Below are 18,686 nucleotides of genomic sequence, written 5' to 3' on the forward strand. Positions count from 1 at the left end.
ACTGTGCCTACATTTGTCACTAAAGCGCCAGGCTTTCTGGCCGATATGATACAGAGAACCGTGAATGCCCAAGCCACTGGAGATAGCGATGAAAAAGGCCATAGGCGTCCTGTGCCTGTTTTTGTGGGGCTGTGCCACCCCGCCGGCAGAGCCACCGCCACAATACAGCGTGAGCGGCAAAGGTTTGCCGCACAGCAGTGCCGTGATTCACCTGGCCCAGCGCATCGCCGAAGATCTTGAGCGCAATCACGACCTGCCGGACAAGACCAAGCTTATCGCCGTCACCACCCCCGTCTGGCTGGATGAACTGGAAAGCAGCGGCAGGCTTGCCCTGCAATTGGGTGACGGCCTGGTCGGCGCCCTGCACCAGAGAGGATTCAACCTGGTGGAACTGAACAGCAGCCAGCAGATTCGTGTCTCCAAACAGGGCAATCTGATCCTCAGCCGCGATTATGAGCGGCTGCAAGCCAGCCTGCCGGTCAGCCAGGTACTGATCGCCACCCTGAGCCGCGACAGCAGCGGAGTGATCATCAACAGTCGCCTGGTGGATATCGCCAACAACCGAGTGGCCTCCACCTCCCAGGCGTTTCTGCCCTGGCAGGAATCCTCCGGCTACCTGGAACAAAGCAACAGCATCACCGAGCAGGGAGGTCTGCTCTATCGGCAGGAGCAGCCAGGGAGAACACCGGTGAGGGAGGTAACCCCATGAAACGATTCGCCGCCGCAGCGCTGATTTTCCTGGCCGGGTGTCAGAACAATGCCTATGTGGAGTATGAACCTGTGCCGCCGCAGGAGTTTCCCATACTCACCGCCAAGGGGATCGCCCCCATCTCAGCCCAGTTGGGCAATAACCGGGATCTGAAGGTGCAGCAGGCGATGCGGGCGGCCAAGCTGGATGCCTACCGGGAACTGGCCGAACAGATCTATGGTGTACGGGTGTCAGGCACGGGCCGGATGGACCAGCAGTTGCTGCAGAGCGACCAGTTTCAGACCCAGGTGGATGGTCTGGTCCGGGGTGCCGAGGTCATTCGCATCTACCCTGTGGGTGACAACTATGTTGCGGAGCTGAAGCTGGACTATAAAAAGGTGTGGCAGCTGTATCAGCAGGCGCCGAGGCAGAGAATCAAAAACGTGATCTATTACTGATAAATTGGCGCTAGACGTCTCATTAGTGAATAAAACTGAAAAGCGGAGGCCGTTGCCTCCGCTTTTTTGTGAGCTGGATCCAACCCGCGCTCAGTGGCGATCCAACCTGTGCCACTCTCCGTTGTCCAGTTTGTTAAAAACTCGTCGGAGCAGTTGCGCCATATTCAGGTAGCGGGCTCGGGCCCCCAGAGGGGCGATCTGCTCCCCCGCCTCGAGCATGCGCGAGCGCAGGTCATCACACCAGGCCACCAGTTGCCTGGGCAACAACTGTTGTGAACGCCAACCCAACCAATACAGGCCCTGAAGGGGCAGGCTCAGCAGGAACAGGGTACTGGCGATGATCTGAGGCAGGCTCTCGGGCCCCAGCCACTGAAGCTGAAACCACAGGCAAAACACCGCCACCGGGGGCATGACCCGAATGGCCAGTTCAGTGGCTTTTATCACCCTGTACTCTGGAAACAGAGGGGCCAGCTGAACCGCTCTGGGCCACTGTTTCATGTAGTGATTGCCACATCTCAGTGTTTCAAAAAAGGTCATGCTTCACTCTCCTTTATACAACGGGAGACGGATCACAGATTCGTTAAGTGTATCACGTCCTGATTCCGCTTCTTCAGAAAAGTATGGGTAAAATGGTCATACCTTTCTAGGAAGATGGTTGAATTTCGGCCCATTAGGGGACCTGAAAATGCGACATCGGTCGCAGATACAGCGGGTCTATACTGTAATTTCTTACCATCTTCGGTCGTTATCGACTTCACCGCCCCAGGGCGCAGTCGGTTGTACGCAAGTAAATCACTTAGGTGTATGAATAATGAGCAAACTTGTTCTCGTTCTTAACTGCGGTAGCTCCTCCCTGAAATTCGCCGTAATCGATGCAACTAACGGTGAAGAGCACCTGTCCGGTCTGGCAGAGTGTTTCAACCTCGAAGATGCCCGCATCAAGTGGAAGCTGGATGGCAACAAGGGCGAAGCCGCCCTGGGTGCCGGTGCCGCCCACTCTGAGGCTCTGGACTACATCGTTGGTACCATCCTGGCCAGCAAGCCTGAAATGGCTGACCAGCTGGTTGCCGTAGGTCACCGTATCGTTCACGGTGGCGAGAAGTACACCAAGTCCATGCTGATCACCGATGACGTTCTGGCCGGCATCGAAGAGTGCGCTTCCCTGGCTCCTCTGCACAACCCCGCTCACCTGATCGGTATCCGTGCTGCACAGGCTGCTTTCGCCGCCCTGCCCCAGGTTGCCGTATTCGACACCGCTTTCCATCAGACCATGCCCAAGGTGGCCTACAGCTACGCCATTCCTCAGAAGCTGTACCGTGACCACGGCATCCGTCGCTACGGCATGCACGGCACCAGCCACCTGTTCGTCTCCGGCGAAGCCGCCAAGGTACTGGGCAAAGAGGTTGCCGACACCAACGTTATCACCTGCCACCTGGGCAACGGCGGTTCCGTAACCGCAGTTCGCAACGGTCAGAGTGTAGACACCTCCATGGGTCTGACTCCTCTGGAAGGCCTGGTAATGGGTACCCGTTCCGGTGACCTGGATCCTGCCATCATCTTCCACCTGGTGAACAACCTGGGTTACACCGTTGAGCAAGTAAACAACATGCTCAACAAAGAGTCCGGCCTGCTGGGTCTGTCCGAGAAGACCAACGACTGCCGCGGCATCGAAGAGGGTCACGCCGAGGGCGACGCTGGCTGCACCCTGGCTCTGGAAGTGTTCTGCTACCGCCTGGCCAAGTACGTGGCTTCCTACACCGTGCCTCTGAAGCGCGTTGATGCCATCGTATTCACCGGCGGCATCGGAGAAAACTCCATGCTGATCCGTGAAACCGTTCTGAACAACCTGGCCATCTTCGGATACGAAGTGGACGCAGAGAAGAACGCAGCCGCCCGCTTCGGCAACGACGGCATCATCACCAAAGACGGCTCTCCGGTTGCTATGGTTATCCCAACCAACGAAGAGTTTGTTATCGCCAGCGATTCTCTGGCTCTGATCTCCTGATCCAATGAAGTACACTGAGCCACGCACGTGGCTCAGTCCTTTTTAAGAGGTATTTTATGTCTCGCTCTATCATGTTGATTCCGGTAGGCACAGGCGTCGGCCTGACCTCCATCAGCCTGGGTATGGTCCGCGCCCTCGAACGTCAGGGTGTCAAGGTCAACTTCTACAAGCCTGTTGCACAGCAACGCCCCGGCGACACCGGTCCAGAACGCTCCTCCACCATTCTCTCTACCTCCCCCACCATCAATCCACCAGAGCCCTACTCCATGGATCACGCCCAGCAGCGCATCAGCGCCGGCGAGACCGATGTGCTTCTGGAAGAGATTGTTGCCCGGGTGAAGTCCGGTGACGAGGGGACCGAGGTACTGATCGTTGAAGGTCTGGTGCCTACTCGCAGCCACCCGTTCGCCAACACCCTGAACAGCAAGACCGCCAAGACCCTGGATTCCGACATCGTGTTCGTGATCAACCCGGGCGCCGACAGCGCGGCCCAGGTGCAGAAGCGTCTGGAGATCATCCTCGATGAGTTCGGTGGTAAGAAGAACAAGCGTATCCTGGGTGCCATCATCAACAAGATTGGCGCACCTGTGGATGAGCGTGGCCGTGCCCGCCCAGACCTGTCTGAGGTGTTCGAGCATGACCAGGTTGTTCGTGGTGACCACGCTGACATCTTCCAGCTGTCCGCCAACTCCCCGATTCCAATTCTGGGTGCGGTACCTTACAACCTGGATCTGGTCTCCCCACGCGCCTCCGATCTGGCCAAGCACCTGGGTGCCCGCCTGATCAACGCCGGTGAGATGCACTCCCGTCGTCTGCGTCGTGTCAGCTTCTGTACCCGCGCCATCCCCAACATGGTGAACCACCTGCAGGCGGACACCCTGCTGGTGACCTCAGGTGACCGGTCCGACATCGTGGTTTCCGCCTGCCTGGCGGCGATGAACGGCACCAAGATTGGCGCCCTGATGCTGACCGGCGGCTATGAGCTGGAACAGCAGGTTCAGGATCTGTGTGCTCAGGCGTTCGACACCGGCCTGCCGGTGATGATGGTGGACACCAACACCTGGCAGACCGCCCTGAACATTCAGAACTTCAACCACGAAGTGCCTGTTGATGATTCTGCCCGTATCGAACTGCTGCAGGACTACGTTGCCGGCCACATCGATCGCAAGTTCATCGAGAACATGGCCAGCGACTCCAAGCGCGAAAACCTGCTGTCCCCAGCCGCCTTCCGCTACCAGTTGACCGAGTTTGCCCGTCGCGCCAACAAGCGCATCGTGCTGCCTGAGGGTGACGAGCCTCGCACCGTGAAGGCTGCGGCCATCTGTGCCGAGCGTGGCATCGCCAAGTGTGTCCTGGTGGGTAACCCAGAAGAGGTTCGCCGTGTGGCTGCCCAGCAGGGCGTGACTCTGGGTGACGGCATCGAGATCGTGGATCCCGAGACCGCCCGCGAGCGTTACGTTGCGCCGATGTGCGAGCTGCGTAAGAGCAAAGGTCTGACCGAAGTGGTTGCCCGTGAGCAGCTGTCTGACAACGTGGTACTGGGTACCATGATGCTGGCAGAAAATCAGGTCGACGGTCTGGTCTCCGGCGCGGTTCACACCACCGCCAACACCATCCGCCCGCCTCTGCAGCTGATCAAGACCGCACCTGGCGCCTCCCTGGTGTCCTCCGTGTTCTTCATGCTGCTGCCTGACCAGGTTCTGGTGTACGGCGACTGTGCCATCAACCCGGATCCAAACGCAGAGCAGCTGGCTGAGATTGCCATCCAGTCCGCCGACTCCGCCAAGGCCTTCGGCATCGAGCCTCGCGTCGCGATGATCTCCTACTCCACCGGCAGCTCCGGCCAGGGTGCAGACGTAGAAAAGGTTCGCGAAGCCACTCGTCTTGCTCAGGAGAAGCGTCCTGACCTGATGATCGACGGCCCTCTGCAGTACGACGCGGCCATCATGCCCAACGTTGCTGCTTCCAAGGCCCCTGACAGCCCAGTAGCCGGTAAAGCCACCGTGTTCGTCTTCCCCGACCTGAACACCGGTAACACCACCTACAAGGCGGTTCAGCGTTCTGCAGACCTGATCTCCATCGGTCCTATGCTGCAGGGCATGCGCAAGCCTGTGAACGACCTGTCCCGTGGCGCCCTGGTCGAAGACATTGTCTACACCATCGCCCTGACCGCCATCCAGGCCGACGCATAAGCCGAAACTCAGGTTTCGACAAGAAGCTGCCCCAAAGGGCAGCTTTTTTTATGTTTGCCTTTCACTGAAGCCCATATTCTCCCCACATCACAACCCCTTTTTGTCAAACTGGATCCAGTGAGCTTTTTCACAGTATCTGCCCTGGAGCTCGCAAAGGAAGCACTCATTTTTTCCGACCAGATCAAAGTTTTCGCGATTTGCTGGAGCAAATTCAAAATAATCCAGCGAATGAAGAAATATATTGATAAAGTCCCCGGTGCCAACATTTGCCTGCAAAAGCTCGTAAAGTTCGGCTAAGGTTTTGAATAGAATTCGACCCCCAAAAAAAGAAAATGAGGATGAGAGATGTCTGACAACAAACAAGGCTCCGCCTGGAGCCGGTTATGGCAACAGCCCAAAGCCAAATGGCTGCTGGGCATCCCAGTAGGTGCTTTCCTGGCTCTGGTCGTGGGCGCCGTAGGTGTATACGGCACCCAGGTTGTGCTGCACGCCACCAGCACCGACGACTTCTGTATGACCTGCCACTCCAACCACTCCCTGCGGGATGAGGTTCTGGCGTCCAGCCACGGCAACAACAGCGCCGGTATTACTGTGACCTGTGCTCAATGTCACCTGCCCCCAGGCGGCTTCGAGTACCTGGTTAAGAAGATCATCGTGTCCAAGGACATCATCGGTTACATGACCATTGATGGCTTTAACACTCAGGAGTGGCTGGAAGCGAACCGTAAAGAGCAGGCTGACCTGGCTCGCGATTATCTGCGTTCCATCGATTCCCGCACCTGTACCAGCTGCCACTCCAACATCTACGAGAACCAGCCTGAGTCCATGAAGAAGATCGCCAAGAAGATGCACGAGCGTAACTTCAAGAAGGCTGAAGACAAGCGTAAGACCTGTATCGATTGCCACAAAGGCGTAGCGCACCCCTACCCCAAGGGTTAAGCCTGAGGACCGGGTCCGATTCTGGGGGTCAGGTGGACACGGTCAAGGTAAGATACACAAAATAAGAATCCGGGCCATAACCGGATGGATGAATGACTAAGCCCGCCTTTTGGCGGGCTTTTTTTGCCTCTATGCCGCTGCTGCGGCTCCTAGCCGCACCTGTGGATGCGCAAGCTCCAGCGCAAGCTCCAGCGCAAGCTTGAGGCCAATTGGGGATAACTGACAGCAAAAAGCCCGCCTGGAATGGGCGGGCTTTTTTTAACCTAAGTGACTTTTTTGGACAAAAGAACCTTTAGATCAACAAGTTACGCATCTGATATTGATCTAATAACAGGCTTGTCCACAGGTTTTGTGGATAACCTTTAAAAAGTCTAATTGTGGAGACTCTGCTGAAGCACCATCTCTGTATAGGAGATTAATCCAATTACCTCATGGTTTTCAATCACCGGAGCCTGATTAATGCCAAATTGTTCAAACAGACGGGCACAGTAGCGGATGTCCATGTCAGGATGCACCGACAATACGGGCTTGGACATGATCTCATAGAGGTTAGCCCGATCAGGCGCCTTATCCCGGGCCATCACCTTCTTACCGATGTCGGAAAGCAGCACCAGCCCATACTCGTCGTTGTCATGGCGTTTGCTGATGATCAGCGCTTCGGCGTGGTGCTTACGCAGCACTTCCAACCCCTCGGACACCGTCTTCAATCCATCGAGCATCACCCACTTCTGGGCCATCACATCCTTAACCTTGATCAGTTCCTGATTCATATCTCGTCTCCAACCCGCTCTGACAGGCTCTCAATCTGGTGGGCGACGCCCACGACATCCTCAATATCCAGTTGCAGCGCAATGCCGGTGCCCGGTGAGCTGTCAAACTCACCCACTTGGGCCAAACGCTCCAGAATGTTGCGCGCCAGGTGTTCCTCCACCACAAACAGGAGGACATCCCGTTGCATATCCAGGTGCAGGCCGAAGAAGGTCTTCTTGGGTTTGAGTCCTTCCCCCCGGGCGTGGTTGATCAGGGTGACCCCGGTGGCACCGGCATCACGGGCTGCCTCAACCAGTTGATCGCTCTTATCGTCCTCGACGAAGGCGATGATCAGTTTAAAGCGCATGCTCTACCTCTTCGAAACTCGTTGAATCAGCGCGGTAAGTTGGGCATAGCCCATCACACTGATCATGGGAAACAGGCTGGCAAAGGCGATGAGGCCAAAGCCGTCAATCATTGGGCTTCTGCCCGGAATGGTGCTGGCCAGCCCCAGTCCCAGGGCGGCCACCAGGGGTACGGTTACGGTGGAGGTGGTGACCCCCCCGGAGTCGTACGCCAGGGGAATGACATTCTTGGGAGCATAGGTGGTCTGAATCACCACCACCAGATAGCCCGCCAGGATATACCAGTGTATTGGGTCTCCCACCACAATGCGGTAGGACCCCAGGGCGATGCCAATGGCGACGCCCAGGGCAACCGCCAGGCGCAGGCCCATGGGCCGAATGGCCCCCCCCGACACCTCCTCCGCCTTGATGGCCACCGCCAGCAGCGAAGGCTCGGCGATGGTGGTGGCAAAGCCGATGGCGAAGGCGAACAGATAGACCCAGTAATAGTCCTGCCAGTTGCCCTGCCCCTCAATTCCCAGGAACTCTGGGTTGGTCAGTTGAGTAGCCATCAACTCCCCCAGAGGGAAGAGCGCACGCTCCAGCCCCACCAGGAACAGGGCCAGCCCCAGGATCACCGCGACGAAGCCCGCCAGCACCTGTTTCAGGTGGGGAACCGGACGTCTTAGCACCAGATACTGAAAGCCGAAAAGCACGGCGACAATGGGCACCACATCGCCCAGGGTATCGAAGAGGGTGTTAACGATGTCGATCAGCCAATCCATGTACGCACCACCCCGAACATCAAGACAAACTGCACCGGCAACAGTGACGCAAAGGCGATCAGGCCAAAGCCATCCAGCATGGGGTTTCTTCCCTTGATGGAGCTGGCCAGCCCCACGCCCAGTGCGGTCACCAGGGGCACGGTGATGGTCGAGGTGGTCACCCCTCCGGAGTCGTAGGCGATGCCAATGATCTCCTTGGGGGCGATCATGGTCAGCGCCATGACGATCACATACCCTCCGATGATCAGCTTATGCAGCGGCCATCCTTTGAGAATACGTACCACCCCCAGCAGAATGGCACAGCCTACGGAGAGGGCCACGGTCAGCCGAAGCTGGGTGGCGTAGCTCTCCTGAGCCTCCTCGGTCTGAGCCAGCAAGCCACCGGCCGCCGCGACTTCGGCGGCCTCATCGGCCACCGCAATCAGCGCAGGCTCCGCTACCGTAGTGCCAAAGCCCAGCAGGAAGGCAAACAGCAGCAGAGGCGCCAGGGCGCCCTTGCGGGCGAAAGCCTGAGCCAGAGTCTCACCTATGGGGAACAGGCCCATCTCCAGGCCAAATACGAAGAGAGTCAGCCCGATGACCACCAGCCCCATTCCTAGGACAATATCGATGACACTGGGCAGCGGCTGTTGCAACACCGCCAATTGAAAGAGAGCCACCACCAGAACGATGGGCAGCAGATCTCGGCAACTTCCTAATAAAGCCAACAACGCTCGATACACGCAAGCTCCTGCATTTCCTATGCTTTATACCAATTTAGCTAAATGTCTGATCACGACTGCTGACTCACATGGTCCCTCTCGGTGTGGTCAGTCTTGCTGTTAGAACCACCAGCAACTGCATCTCACGCCTTGATGGGTACCATGTCTCCGGCGCACCAGAGAGAACACTTACTTAATGAAATTGGTATTGATTATGCTTCGGCCAGAGGGTACCCCAACGAGACGAGAACACAACAACCACTTACATTTTTACAACAAATTCCTTGCCAGTTAAGGAGATATTTGTTGGGAAAGGAGTAAAGGGTGATCTTGATCAGGTTTTCTCACTATTTCAGGAAGTTGGCTTTCTGGAAATGGCGTTGCCTGGTCGCCCAGCCACCAATCTGGGCCGGCCCATGAGCTGCGGCTAGTGTCGATTCCCAGGCGCTGCTATGATGTCTGCTCGCTCCCCCAAGAGGACCCCTGTGCAGATGATCCGATTTACCCTGCTGCTTTTTCTGACGCTGCTGGGTGGCTGTAATCCGTCTACGGGACCGGGCCAGCCTCCTGAAAAAGTGGCCATGGAGTTCTTTGAGGCTATCTATGTTGACCGAGACCTGAACCTGGCACTGCCCATGGTCGATGGCGAACTCAAGGGGCTGTTCCATCACTACAAACTGGCCAGTCAGGTGCAGCGCAACCTGTTTGGCCTCTATATGGAACAGGCAGACGTGGAGCTCTCCTCCACCAATGCGGACTTTTTCCGCCGGCGAAACTCTGACATCCTGGTCACCATCAAGCTCAAGGGACTGGTGAACGGCTACTTAAGGCAGGACCTGAGAGAGATACGTCTGCAGGTTATCGACAAACAGTGGAAGGTCACCGAGATAAAGGATGACCGCTGGCTGACCAACGGCTGAGGCCAATTGCATTGACCAGGCACCTGAGATAAGCGACCAGACATAAAAAAACCAACGCGGAAGCGTTGGTTTTTTTTATGACGCAAGGAGATTAATCCAAGTAGGCGTCTTCATCCAGATCAACGGGCAGTTCGCCAGCGACTTCGTCTTGAACCTGATAATAGGCTTCTTCGTAATCTTGCATTTCCATAAACCCGCCTTACTCCTGAACAGTGAACTCACCACATCTGTGATGTGAGTAGGGTAAGTCTACCACTCAGCCGCTCATTCCACGAACATTTCACCAAAAAACGGCATTTGTAAGAATATTCCTCCATGGCGACCGTTTGCTGACAATTTCACAGAAAGACAGGGCGATTCCGAAGTTTTTTTTCATCATTCTAATCTGTATCTGAACACCTTAAGCCCTTTATCCGGATCAGACTCAGGGAAAGTCACCGGATTGGCCAGCTGTTCAATCAGGGTCAGAGCCGGGGCAAACTCCGCCACCTGCCCCTTGAGGAAATCACGACTGAGCTCCGGCGCGTTGAGACACAGTAGCGCTTCTCCCCCTGACACCAGCAGTTCAGGCAGGCGTCGCAGCACCCGACAGTAGTCCTTGGTGGCAATGAAGCTGCCGTGCTGAAAACTGGGTGGGTCCACCACCACCAGATCATAGGGGCCCAGTTTTTTGAGCTTGCCAAACGTCTTGAACAGATCGTGAGCCAGATAACGCACCCCCTGCCCCAGCTCATTTTTGGCGTGGTTGCGCTTGCCTGTCTTAAGCGCGCCACCGCTCATGTCCAGATTGACCACAGATTCGGCCCCTCCTGCACAGGCCGCCACGGAGAAGCCACAGGTATAGGCAAACAGATTCAGGACACGTTTGCCCCTGGCCTGTTCACGAACCCAGTGTCGGCCGGCGGCCATGTCCAGAAACAGGCCATGATTCTGGCCTCGCATCAGGTTGACCAGAAACTGCTGCTCCCCTTCAAAGATCCAGTGAGGTTCGGGAATCTCACCGGAAACCAGGGTGGTCTGGGCGGGTGAACACCCCCTGTCCTGCCACACCAGATGCAGAGGCTGATCGTCACTGATCTGCGTCCACCAGGCCGCCAGCTGTTGCAACCACAGCTGCAGTTGTGGTTGCTCAGGAGTGGTGAAGGTGGTCAGCAACAACACCGGCGGATAGAGATCCAGGGTCAGGCTTTCCAGCCCCGGATAACAGTGCCCCCGCCCATGGAACAATCGCTGAGCCTGGCCTGGTTGCAGGGAGTTCGGCAGATGTGGAGCCAGATCAATCACTGAGCACCCTCCAGAGGACGGCGAACGGGTTTGCCGGTCATGGTGACCGTGATCGCCAGGCTGCGGGTCTGAGGTTCTCCCTCCAACAGGGCCGCCAGCCAGCGCCCCCCCCGGGTGGCCTCGAGGCCGATCTTGACGATCATGGTCAACGGCACAGACAGCAGCATGCCGACGGAGCCCAGCAACCATCCCCAGAAGATCAACGACAGGAACACCACCAGAGTGGACAGGCCCAGTCCCCGGCCCATCATCCTGGGTTCAATGACGTTGCCCATGAACATGTTCACGGCCACATACAGACCGGCCACGCCGGCCGCACCGCCTGCGCCCAGTTGAATCAACGCCAGGGCGACGGGGGGCACGGCGGCAATGATGGAACCAATGTTGGGGATGTAGTTGAACAGGAAGGCCACAACGCCCCACAGGATGAAATAGTCCACCCCGAGCAGGTAGAGTCCGACCCCGCAGATCACGCCGGTGCCCAGGCTGACCAGGGTCTTGATGGCCAGATAGCGGTTGACCGAGTCCAGGAAGCGGTCAATCTGCTGCATCCTCATGTGAGGGTCGTCGAGGGCATAGTGCAGCTTCCTGGGCAGGCTGGAGGCTTCGAACAGCATAAACACCACGGTGAGCACGATCAGCAGCAGGTTGGCCATCACCGCTCCGATGCCAGAGAGCATGTCTGTGGCCAGGCTCATCAGTTTGCCCGGATCGAACTGCTCCTTGAGCACATCGATGGAGATGGGCACATTAAAGCGCGCTGCCAGATCCGCCACAGCATGGAATTGATCGGTCAACTGACTGCGGTACTGGGGCAACTGCGCGGTAAAGTCATTGATAGAGCTTCCGATCAGGGCGCCAAGCCAGGTGCCTATGGCCAACACCATCACCATCACCATGATGATGGCCAGCCCCTTGGGTAATCCCATGCGGGTCATCAGCCGTACTAAGGGACTGCAGATAATGGCGATGAAGATGGCCAGCAAAAAGGGCACCAGTATGGTGCTGGCGCTTTTGATTCCGGCCAGGACCACCACCAGGGCAGCGCACACCATCAGGCTACGTTGAAAAGAGCTCATAGTAATCCGTTGTCTGGATGAGAAGAACACAGTATATCCTGTTATCTTAAATAGATAACGCCCGATTGAAAGGCTATGGAGTCACCAAGGAGAGAGGATGACGAGCACCAAGAGCCCGCGCCCCGGGTCGCACCGCTACTACTGCAGTTTCGGCGCCAACCTTCAGCCCGAGGAGAATGCCACTGATGCGCTCTCCTGGCTGTGCGAACAGTTCCAACAGGTCACTCTCAGCGGCGTAGTCACCACAGAACCCGAGAATATGGAGTCGCTGCTGCCCTTCGTCAACTTTGCCTTCTGGTTTGACAGTGCGCTGTCGCCCAAACAGGTAAAATCCCGTTTCAACCGACAGGAAGAGAGGCGGGGAAGAGACAGAAGCGACCCGCAGTGCAGCATCAAGGACCGGCCGCTGGACCTGGACATTCTCTCTGTCGACCGAGCCCCGGAGCTGACCACCCAGCCCGACTACCTGATCCCTCTTCTCAATCAACTGCTCAACAATGCACCGCTGGAGGGAGAGACGGTGCCCATTGTCCTGGGTTCGTTAGAGCTGGGCGACACTGCGACCACCATCTACCGGGATGCGCGCACCGGTCATATACGGGTTGTTGATCAGCATCCATAACGCCTTCCAGATGGGCTCCAGCCCGCCCTCCACCTGCAGCAGGGTGCGACTGAGCACCTGTTGCCGATACGCCTCATCATGGTGATCCAGAAACAGAATCGGGCCTGGCTCGATGCTGTTTACCCGAACACCTGGAGCCAGCTGCCTGGCCCAGGACTGAGTGAAGCTGTCCAGCCCCGCCTTGGTGGCACAGTAGAGGCTGTAATCCGCATTGGGGTGATGCACGTAGATATCGGTGAGATTCACCACCGATCCTGACGCCTGTGCGAGGGCCCCCTTGAGCGACTGAACCAGCAGATAAGGGGCCTGGAGGTGGATGCGGTGAAACCGGTCAAGCTGCACAAGGCCATCGGCCACCTCTTCTGCGTCAGGCAGGTACAGGGAGGCGTTGTTGACCAGAAGGTCCACCCGGTCGGCGCCGGAGAGGATGGCCTGGACCCACTGCTGTACCTGCTGAGCGTCGGTGAAGTCCACCCTGGATGCGATGAGGTTGGGATGGGGTGCGGGGCTGGAGCTCAGGTACTGCCCATAGACGCGATATCCCTGCCCCAACAACTGCGTGGTGATGAATTCACCCAAACGGCGTCCGCAGCCGGTAACCACAGCAACAGGTTGCATGAGTTTGAACTCCTTGTGGAAATTGTTCGTATGCTAACTTTGTATGTGTAACACAGATTCGGGAGCGTTGCTCCCGGTCCGAAGGGATGGATGGGAGGCAGGCATGAAGATTCTTGTCACTGGCGGCACCGGGTTTGTTGGCGGCCGGCTGCTGAAACAGTTAAGCGGTGCTCACGAGCTGGTGGTGATCAGTCGTCACCCGGAGCAATCGGGGCAACGGCTGCACCAGCAGGGTGTCAAGGCGGAATGCGTAGGGATCGAAGCGCTGCCCTGGCTTCAGGGGGTGGATGCGGTCATTAACCTTGCTGGCGAGCCCATCGCCGACAAGAGGTGGAGCGGCAAACAAAAACATCTGATCTGTGACAGCCGCTGGCGCCTGACCCAAACCCTGAGCGACTGGATTCTGGGGCAGGAGTCCCCCCCAAAAGTGTTTATCAGCGCCTCCGCCATCGGCATCTATGGCACCGACTCCGACGCTCACATGGACGAAGACACCCCGCTGGTGTATGACGAAAATGATTTTGCCCAGAGGGTCTGCCACACCTGGGAGTATCTGGCGATGCAGGCAGCGCCCCGCACCCGGGTGTGTGTACTGCGCATCGGCCTGGTGTTGGGAGAGGGGGGGGCCCTCAAGAAGATGCTGCCGGCGTTTCGCGCCGGCGTCGGTGGCCCGGTGGGCAGCGGCCGTCAGGCCATGTCCTGGATCCACATCGACGATCTGGTGGCGGTGATCGGCTACCTGATGATGACCGACAGCTGCCAAGGGGTCTACAACGGCACCACTCCCGCACCGGTCAGCAACAAGGAGTTCAGCCGAGCTTTGGGAAGCGCCCTGCGCCGCCCGGCGTTTATGACGGTTCCTGCGACGGCACTGAAGCTGGCTCTGGGGGAGATGTCCTCCCTGCTGCTCAAGGGTCAGAGTGTGCTCCCCAACCGACTGCTGAGACACGGTTTCGACTTCCGCTATCCGGAGCTGCCTGCGGCGCTGCAGGCCCTGCTCGGACGTTAAGGCGTGTTGACCTTTGCTGAATATTTTTGCGCCGGCATCCAGCCACTTAGGCCTCGATGTGTCGACATTGTGCCCAAATTGAATGGGTATCTAGACTGAGCAAAGCGCCCTTCGGGGCCGGACTGACAACGACTACTCTTCGTCGTTCGATTTTGACGTAGAGCAACTATGCCTACAATCGAACTTCTTGATTAGTCGTCGTCATCCTCGGCCAAATTCTAAACACCAAAGATAAACACGCCTTAGCCCAAAATGAAAAAAGGCCGCGTAAACCGCGGCCTCTTCTTTGTGATTTCTCTAACCGCCCCTGAGCAATGCGCCGCATTGGTTGGCCAGCAAACGACGACAGGCCAGCATGCCGATGGAGCCGATAAGAACCGCCCCCAAGACCGGGATCAGGAACCACCACAGGGTGTGCCCGTTTACCACCAGGTTGAAGACCTGGCTCTTCAGCAGTGCCAGAGTCAGCTCGGTGACCACCACAGCCAGCAGGCCGGCTACCGCGCCCAATAACAGGAATTCCCAGGCAACGGCACGTCTCAACAGGCTGCCTGCCGCCCCCAGGGTGCGCATGATGGCCAGCTCCTGTCGACGACTGGCCATGCCTGCCTCGGTCTGGGCAATGAGTACCATGGCACTGGCCAGCACCACCACCAGCAACACTAGGGTCAATGCCAGGGAAACCTGATCGATTACCTCCCTCAACTGGGTAATGATGGACCCGACATCGATCACCGACACCGTGGGAAACTGCTGAATCAGGTCACCCACCAGGCCGGCATCACCCTCGGGATGCTTGAAACTGGCGATATAGGTGGCCGGGAAACGCACCAGATCCGCCGGGGGGAAGATCATAAAGAAGTTGGGCTGCATGGTTTCCCAGTTCACCTTGCGCAAACTGGTGACCTCCACCTCAACCGGCTGAGTATCGATGGTGAAGGTGAGACGGTCTCCCAGGCCGATGCCCAGGCGCTCGGCAACCCTGGACTCTACCGACACCTCGCCCTGGGCATCGCCGGCGAACCAGTTGCCCGCCACGACGGGATTGTTCGGCGGCAAGCTGTCGCGGAAGGTCAGGTTCAGCTCCCGCCCGATGCCAGACGGCCCCTGCCTCGGCGCCGCTTCCCCCTCCTCCTTAGTCACCGGCTGGCTTACCTGCTCACCATTGATGGCAGACAGTCGACCACGGATCACCGGGTAGAAATCGGTGGCCTCCACCCGGTGGCTTGAAAGAAACGCCCCCATCTCCGGCAGCTCATCCAGGCCGATGTTGACCAGGAAGTGATCCGGCGTCCCCTGAGGCAGTTGCTTCTGCCAGTCGGCCAGAATGTCCTGACGCAACGCCAGGATGGTGAGCAGCAACACCAGAGAGACGGAGAACCCCACCAGCTGCACCGCATTATCACGGGCACGGCGCCTGAGCCCGGCAACGGCCAGTTGCAGAGGCGTGCCGGTACGCATCCCCAGCTGGCGTCCCCAGTTCAGCAACAGCCAGGCCACCAGCAACAGCAACAGTGCCAGGGCCGCCCCGCCGATCAGCAGGACGCCGGTCATCATGGCATTGCCACTGTAGATGTAGGCCAACAGGGCCAGGGCGGCCACGGAGAGCACGCCGTTAAGCCAGCCTTGCCATCGTACCGGCCCCAGATCCTTTCGCAGCACTCGCAGCGGCGGAATGGCCAGAAGACGCAGCAGGGGGTAGAGAGTGAAACCGAAACCGGCCACCAGGCCTGTGGCCGCCCCCAAAGACATTGGGCGCATCACCGAAACCTCCCCCTGACTCAGCTCCTGCGGCAGCCAGAGAAGCAGCCCCTCGGCCCCGAACAAGCCAACCAGCAGGCCGATGGCGATGCCCAGCAGGGTCACCAGCGAGAGATGGGTGACAAAGATGCCACGAACCTGGTTGTGGGAAGCCCCCAAGGTCTTCAGCATGGCCACGGCATCATAATGGCGAAGGCAATAGCGCTGAGTCGCGACAGAGATGGCCGCGCAGGCCAGGGCGATGCCCAGCAGGGCGGTCAATAGGAGGAACTGCTCCGCCCTCTGTATGGCGCGGGATACCGGGGAGTCCTGGCTGCGTACATCGACCCACCGCTGTGAGGTGGTAAGACGACCGTTGAGCCAGTCGGCATAACTCTTGATCGCCGCCGTACTGCCCACAAACTGATAACGCCAACTGAGACGACTGCCGGGCTGAATGACCCCGGTAGTTGCCACATCCGACAGATTCATCAGCACCACAGGTGCCGAGGCGAACAGGTTAAAGCCGCCGTCCGGAAGGCGGCGAATGGCCTGATCCAGGCTAAAACTGGCTTCGCCGATCTCGGCCAGATTGCTCTGCTCTATCCACCCTGCCAGCCGGCTGTCCAGCCACAGCGCTCCGGGCTCGGGCAGAGGTGTTGGAGACTGCCCAACCAGATCAATGCTGCCCCGAAGCGGATACTGGGGGGAGACCGCTTTGACCGTCACCAGTTGGAAGCGCTCCTCGGAAAAGAGCATGGACTGAAACTCCAGGGTGGTGGAGACCTCGAGTCCCGCCTCCTTGGCGGCCTCAAGCCAGGCAGGGTCGACCTGCTGTGGAGAGGAGAGGACTCGGTCTGCAGCCAGAAAGGTGCTGGCCTGACGCACTATGGAGGATTGCAGGCGATCAGACACCAGTGCCAGGGCGGTCACCGCCGCCACTGCCAAGATCAGGGCCGCCCCAATCAACCTGAGCTGGCCATGGGCAAGCTCTCGTCTGAACAGCCTCCATGCCAGAGGGAAGATGTTCATAGGGCCTCCAGTCTGCCACTCACCATCTGGACACGGGTCGCGCAGCGCTCGGCCAGCTTAAGGTCATGGGTCACCAACACCAAGGTCGTGTGATGCTCCTGGTTCAGCTCAAACAGCAGATCCTCTACCTTGGCACTGTTGGCTTGGTCCAGATTGCCGGTGGGCTCATCGGCGAACAGGATATCGGGCTGGCTGACAAACGCCCGGGCGATGGCCACCCGTTGCTGCTCACCTCCGGAGAGCTGGTTGGGGAAATGATCCAACCGGTGGGAGAGCCCCACCCGCTGCAGCATATTCTCCGCCTGAGTTCTGGCGTCGGTGTTACCCGCCAACTCAACGGGCAACATGACGTTTTCCAGCGCAGTCAGGCTTTCTACCAACATGAAGGACTGAAAGATAAACCCCACCTTGCGCCCGCGAAGGTTGGCTCTTTGCTCCTCATCCAACCGATGCAGCGGTTCTCCTGCCAGCCAGACCTCCCCAGAGGACGCCATATCCAGACCTGCCAACAGCGCAAGCAGGGTGGATTTCCCGGCCCCAGAGGGGCCGGTGACTGCGATGGACTCGCCCGACTTGACTTCCAGGTCAACGCCCTGAAGGATCTGAAGTTCACCATCCAGGGTTGGAACCTTTTGTTCCAGTCCCTGGACTCGAATGGCTAGCGTAGTGTTTGAATCCGGCATAGTTATGATAATTCGTTCCTTTTTAATGACAGTTATACTGCTTTTTCCGTCCATTGTTTTCGCAAACAGTGTAACCATTCTTATCTTAGGTGACAGCCTGAGCGCCAGTTACGGTATGACCGAACGAGAGGGGTGGGTCCATAAACTTAATACGGACCTGGAGGGAATTCAGCTTATTAACGCTTCCGTCAGTGGCGAAACTACCGGGGGAGCACTGAAGAGACTGCCCAACCTTCTGCAGCAGCATCAGCCTGACTGGGTCTTTGTAGAGCTGGGTGGCAATGATGGCCTGAGGGGTTTTCCGCCGCCGTTGCTAAAGAAAAACCTGGGCAAGATTCTCGATCAGTCGATGGCGGCCGGCAGTGCGGTGATGCTGTCTCAGGTGATGGTCCCACCCAATTACGGCCAACGCTACGCCAATCAGTTTGAGCAGGTGTTCCAGGATCTGAGCCATCAGTACCAGATTCCTCTGATCCCCTTCTTCATGACCGAAATTGCCCCCTACCCTCACTTGATGCAGAGGGATGGTATCCACCCCAACCGACAGGCTCAGGCCAGCATTGCAGACTTCCTTCAGCCCTACTTTGAGAGACATGCCAAGGGTGAGGAATAAAGAGCACGAGCAGAGATGAACAGCCATCGAAAGATGGCTTACCGGGTGAGCACAGCGTAAAGGTGGGACTTGCCGACACGCTTTCTGAAATCCAAAAACGACAAAAGCCACCCGTAGGTGGCTTTCTGTTTGGTGGAGCTACACGGGATCGAACCGTGGACCTCTTGCATGCCATGCAAGCGCTCTCCCAGCTGAGCTATAGCCCCACTATTGCTTTTTCAAGC

General features: G+C 57.9%; 19 protein-coding genes and 1 tRNA gene. 9 read left to right on the plus strand and 11 right to left on the minus strand.

Features of this window, described 5'->3' with window-relative positions; all coding sequences use genetic code 11:
- Positions 1-88: 88 nt before the first annotated feature.
- Together G505_RS0114490 and G505_RS0114495 are read left to right on the plus strand one after the other, a co-directional pair.
- A complete protein-coding gene (locus tag G505_RS0114490) occupies positions 89-709 on the plus strand; it encodes a FlgO family outer membrane protein (RefSeq protein WP_035385438.1) in 621 nt (206 codons plus the stop codon).
- Positions 706-1,146 carry an LPP20 family lipoprotein gene (locus tag G505_RS0114495; protein WP_028110213.1) on the plus strand — a complete coding sequence of 147 codons (441 nt, stop codon included), beginning with the start codon at positions 706-708 and terminating at the stop codon, positions 1,144-1,146. Before G505_RS0114490 ends, G505_RS0114495 begins: the two co-directional genes overlap by 4 nt.
- A gap of 90 nt (positions 1,147-1,236) precedes the next feature.
- Here the strand turns inward: G505_RS0114495 and yfbV are convergent, their stop codons facing one another.
- Positions 1,237-1,683 (minus strand): terminus macrodomain insulation protein YfbV, encoded by a 447-nt coding sequence (gene yfbV / locus G505_RS0114500; RefSeq protein ID WP_028110214.1) that lies wholly within the window; start codon positions 1,681-1,683, stop codon positions 1,237-1,239.
- A 271-nt stretch (positions 1,684-1,954) separates the two neighbouring features.
- On the opposite strand from yfbV, the gene G505_RS0114505 reads away from it, so the two are divergent.
- The 3 genes from G505_RS0114505 (at position 1,955) to G505_RS21665 (ending at position 6,282) form a co-directional block, all read left to right on the plus strand.
- Entirely contained in the window at positions 1,955-3,151 is a 1,197-nt protein-coding gene (locus G505_RS0114505; RefSeq protein WP_028110215.1) for an acetate kinase, read from the plus strand.
- A gap of 56 nt (positions 3,152-3,207) precedes the next feature.
- Entirely contained in the window at positions 3,208-5,343 is a 2,136-nt protein-coding gene (gene pta / locus G505_RS0114510) for a phosphate acetyltransferase (protein WP_028110216.1), read from the plus strand.
- A gap of 345 nt (positions 5,344-5,688) precedes the next feature.
- A complete protein-coding gene (locus G505_RS21665) occupies positions 5,689-6,282 on the plus strand; it encodes a NapC/NirT family cytochrome c (RefSeq protein WP_051216269.1) in 594 nt (197 codons plus the stop codon).
- Between the two features lie 371 nt (positions 6,283-6,653).
- On the opposite strand, the gene G505_RS0114525 is transcribed toward G505_RS21665, so the two are convergent.
- Genes G505_RS0114525 through G505_RS0114540 form a run of 4 tightly spaced genes read right to left on the minus strand, consistent with a single transcriptional unit; the run spans position 6,654 to position 8,871 of the window.
- Complete coding sequence (locus tag G505_RS0114525; protein WP_028110218.1) at positions 6,654-7,052, minus strand: CBS domain-containing protein; 399 nt, start codon at positions 7,050-7,052, stop codon at positions 6,654-6,656.
- Entirely contained in the window at positions 7,049-7,399 is a 351-nt protein-coding gene (locus G505_RS0114530; RefSeq protein WP_028110219.1) for a P-II family nitrogen regulator, read from the minus strand. Before G505_RS0114530 ends, G505_RS0114525 begins: the two co-directional genes overlap by 4 nt.
- Before the next feature lie 3 nt (positions 7,400-7,402).
- Positions 7,403-8,161 carry a DUF1538 domain-containing protein gene (locus G505_RS0114535; RefSeq protein ID WP_028110220.1) on the minus strand — a complete coding sequence of 253 codons (759 nt, stop codon included), beginning with the start codon at positions 8,159-8,161 and terminating at the stop codon, positions 7,403-7,405.
- A complete protein-coding gene (locus G505_RS0114540; protein WP_425402189.1) occupies positions 8,149-8,871 on the minus strand; it encodes a DUF1538 family protein in 723 nt (240 codons plus the stop codon). The genes G505_RS0114535 and G505_RS0114540 overlap by 13 nt, the downstream gene beginning before the upstream one ends.
- Before the next feature lie 482 nt (positions 8,872-9,353).
- On the opposite strand from G505_RS0114540, the gene G505_RS0114545 reads away from it, so the two are divergent.
- Positions 9,354-9,782, plus strand: coding sequence for a hypothetical protein (locus tag G505_RS0114545; RefSeq protein ID WP_035385447.1), 429 nt, complete (start codon positions 9,354-9,356; stop codon positions 9,780-9,782).
- A gap of 375 nt (positions 9,783-10,157) precedes the next feature.
- Here G505_RS0114545 and G505_RS0114555 read toward each other — a convergent pair whose 3' ends face one another.
- Both G505_RS0114555 and G505_RS0114560 read right to left on the minus strand, forming a co-directional pair.
- Positions 10,158-11,063: a class I SAM-dependent methyltransferase gene (locus tag G505_RS0114555; RefSeq protein ID WP_051216275.1), complete on the minus strand. Its 906-nt coding sequence runs from the start codon at positions 11,061-11,063 to the stop codon at positions 10,158-10,160.
- Positions 11,063-12,145 (minus strand): AI-2E family transporter, encoded by a 1,083-nt coding sequence (locus G505_RS0114560; protein ID WP_035385439.1) that lies wholly within the window; start codon positions 12,143-12,145, stop codon positions 11,063-11,065. The genes G505_RS0114555 and G505_RS0114560 overlap by 1 nt, the downstream gene beginning before the upstream one ends.
- A 97-nt stretch (positions 12,146-12,242) precedes the next feature.
- On the opposite strand from G505_RS0114560, the gene G505_RS22800 reads away from it, so the two are divergent.
- The gene (locus tag G505_RS22800) at positions 12,243-12,767 is read left to right on the plus strand and encodes a 2-amino-4-hydroxy-6-hydroxymethyldihydropteridine diphosphokinase (RefSeq protein WP_028110225.1); all 525 of its coding nucleotides are present in this window, start codon (positions 12,243-12,245) and stop codon (positions 12,765-12,767) included.
- On the opposite strand, the gene G505_RS0114570 is transcribed toward G505_RS22800, so the two are convergent.
- Positions 12,687-13,385, minus strand: coding sequence for an SDR family oxidoreductase (locus tag G505_RS0114570; RefSeq protein ID WP_028110226.1), 699 nt, complete (start codon positions 13,383-13,385; stop codon positions 12,687-12,689). The genes G505_RS22800 and G505_RS0114570 overlap by 81 nt on opposite strands.
- Before the next feature lie 103 nt (positions 13,386-13,488).
- On the opposite strand from G505_RS0114570, the gene G505_RS0114575 reads away from it, so the two are divergent.
- Complete coding sequence (locus G505_RS0114575) at positions 13,489-14,394, plus strand: TIGR01777 family oxidoreductase (protein WP_028110227.1); 906 nt, start codon at positions 13,489-13,491, stop codon at positions 14,392-14,394.
- A gap of 297 nt (positions 14,395-14,691) precedes the next feature.
- On the opposite strand, the gene G505_RS0114580 is transcribed toward G505_RS0114575, so the two are convergent.
- Together G505_RS0114580 and G505_RS0114585 are read right to left on the minus strand one after the other, a co-directional pair.
- Positions 14,692-17,166 carry an ABC transporter permease gene (locus tag G505_RS0114580; RefSeq protein WP_028110228.1) on the minus strand — a complete coding sequence of 825 codons (2,475 nt, stop codon included), beginning with the start codon at positions 17,164-17,166 and terminating at the stop codon, positions 14,692-14,694.
- Positions 17,163-17,849 carry an ABC transporter ATP-binding protein gene (locus tag G505_RS0114585; RefSeq protein ID WP_035385440.1) on the minus strand — a complete coding sequence of 229 codons (687 nt, stop codon included), beginning with the start codon at positions 17,847-17,849 and terminating at the stop codon, positions 17,163-17,165. The genes G505_RS0114580 and G505_RS0114585 overlap by 4 nt, the downstream gene beginning before the upstream one ends.
- A 25-nt stretch (positions 17,850-17,874) precedes the next feature.
- Between G505_RS0114585 and G505_RS0114590 the strand changes: the two genes are divergently transcribed.
- Positions 17,875-18,462, plus strand: coding sequence for an arylesterase (locus G505_RS0114590; protein ID WP_035385441.1), 588 nt, complete (start codon positions 17,875-17,877; stop codon positions 18,460-18,462).
- 130 nt (positions 18,463-18,592) lie between these two features.
- Here G505_RS0114590 and G505_RS0114595 read toward each other — a convergent pair.
- Positions 18,593-18,668: transfer RNA gene (locus G505_RS0114595), tRNA-Ala, on the minus strand.
- Positions 18,669-18,686 lie beyond the last annotated feature (18 nt).

The sequence above is a fragment of the Ferrimonas futtsuensis DSM 18154 genome (assembly GCF_000422645.1).
GTDB lineage: Bacteria > Pseudomonadota > Gammaproteobacteria > Enterobacterales > Shewanellaceae > Ferrimonas > Ferrimonas futtsuensis.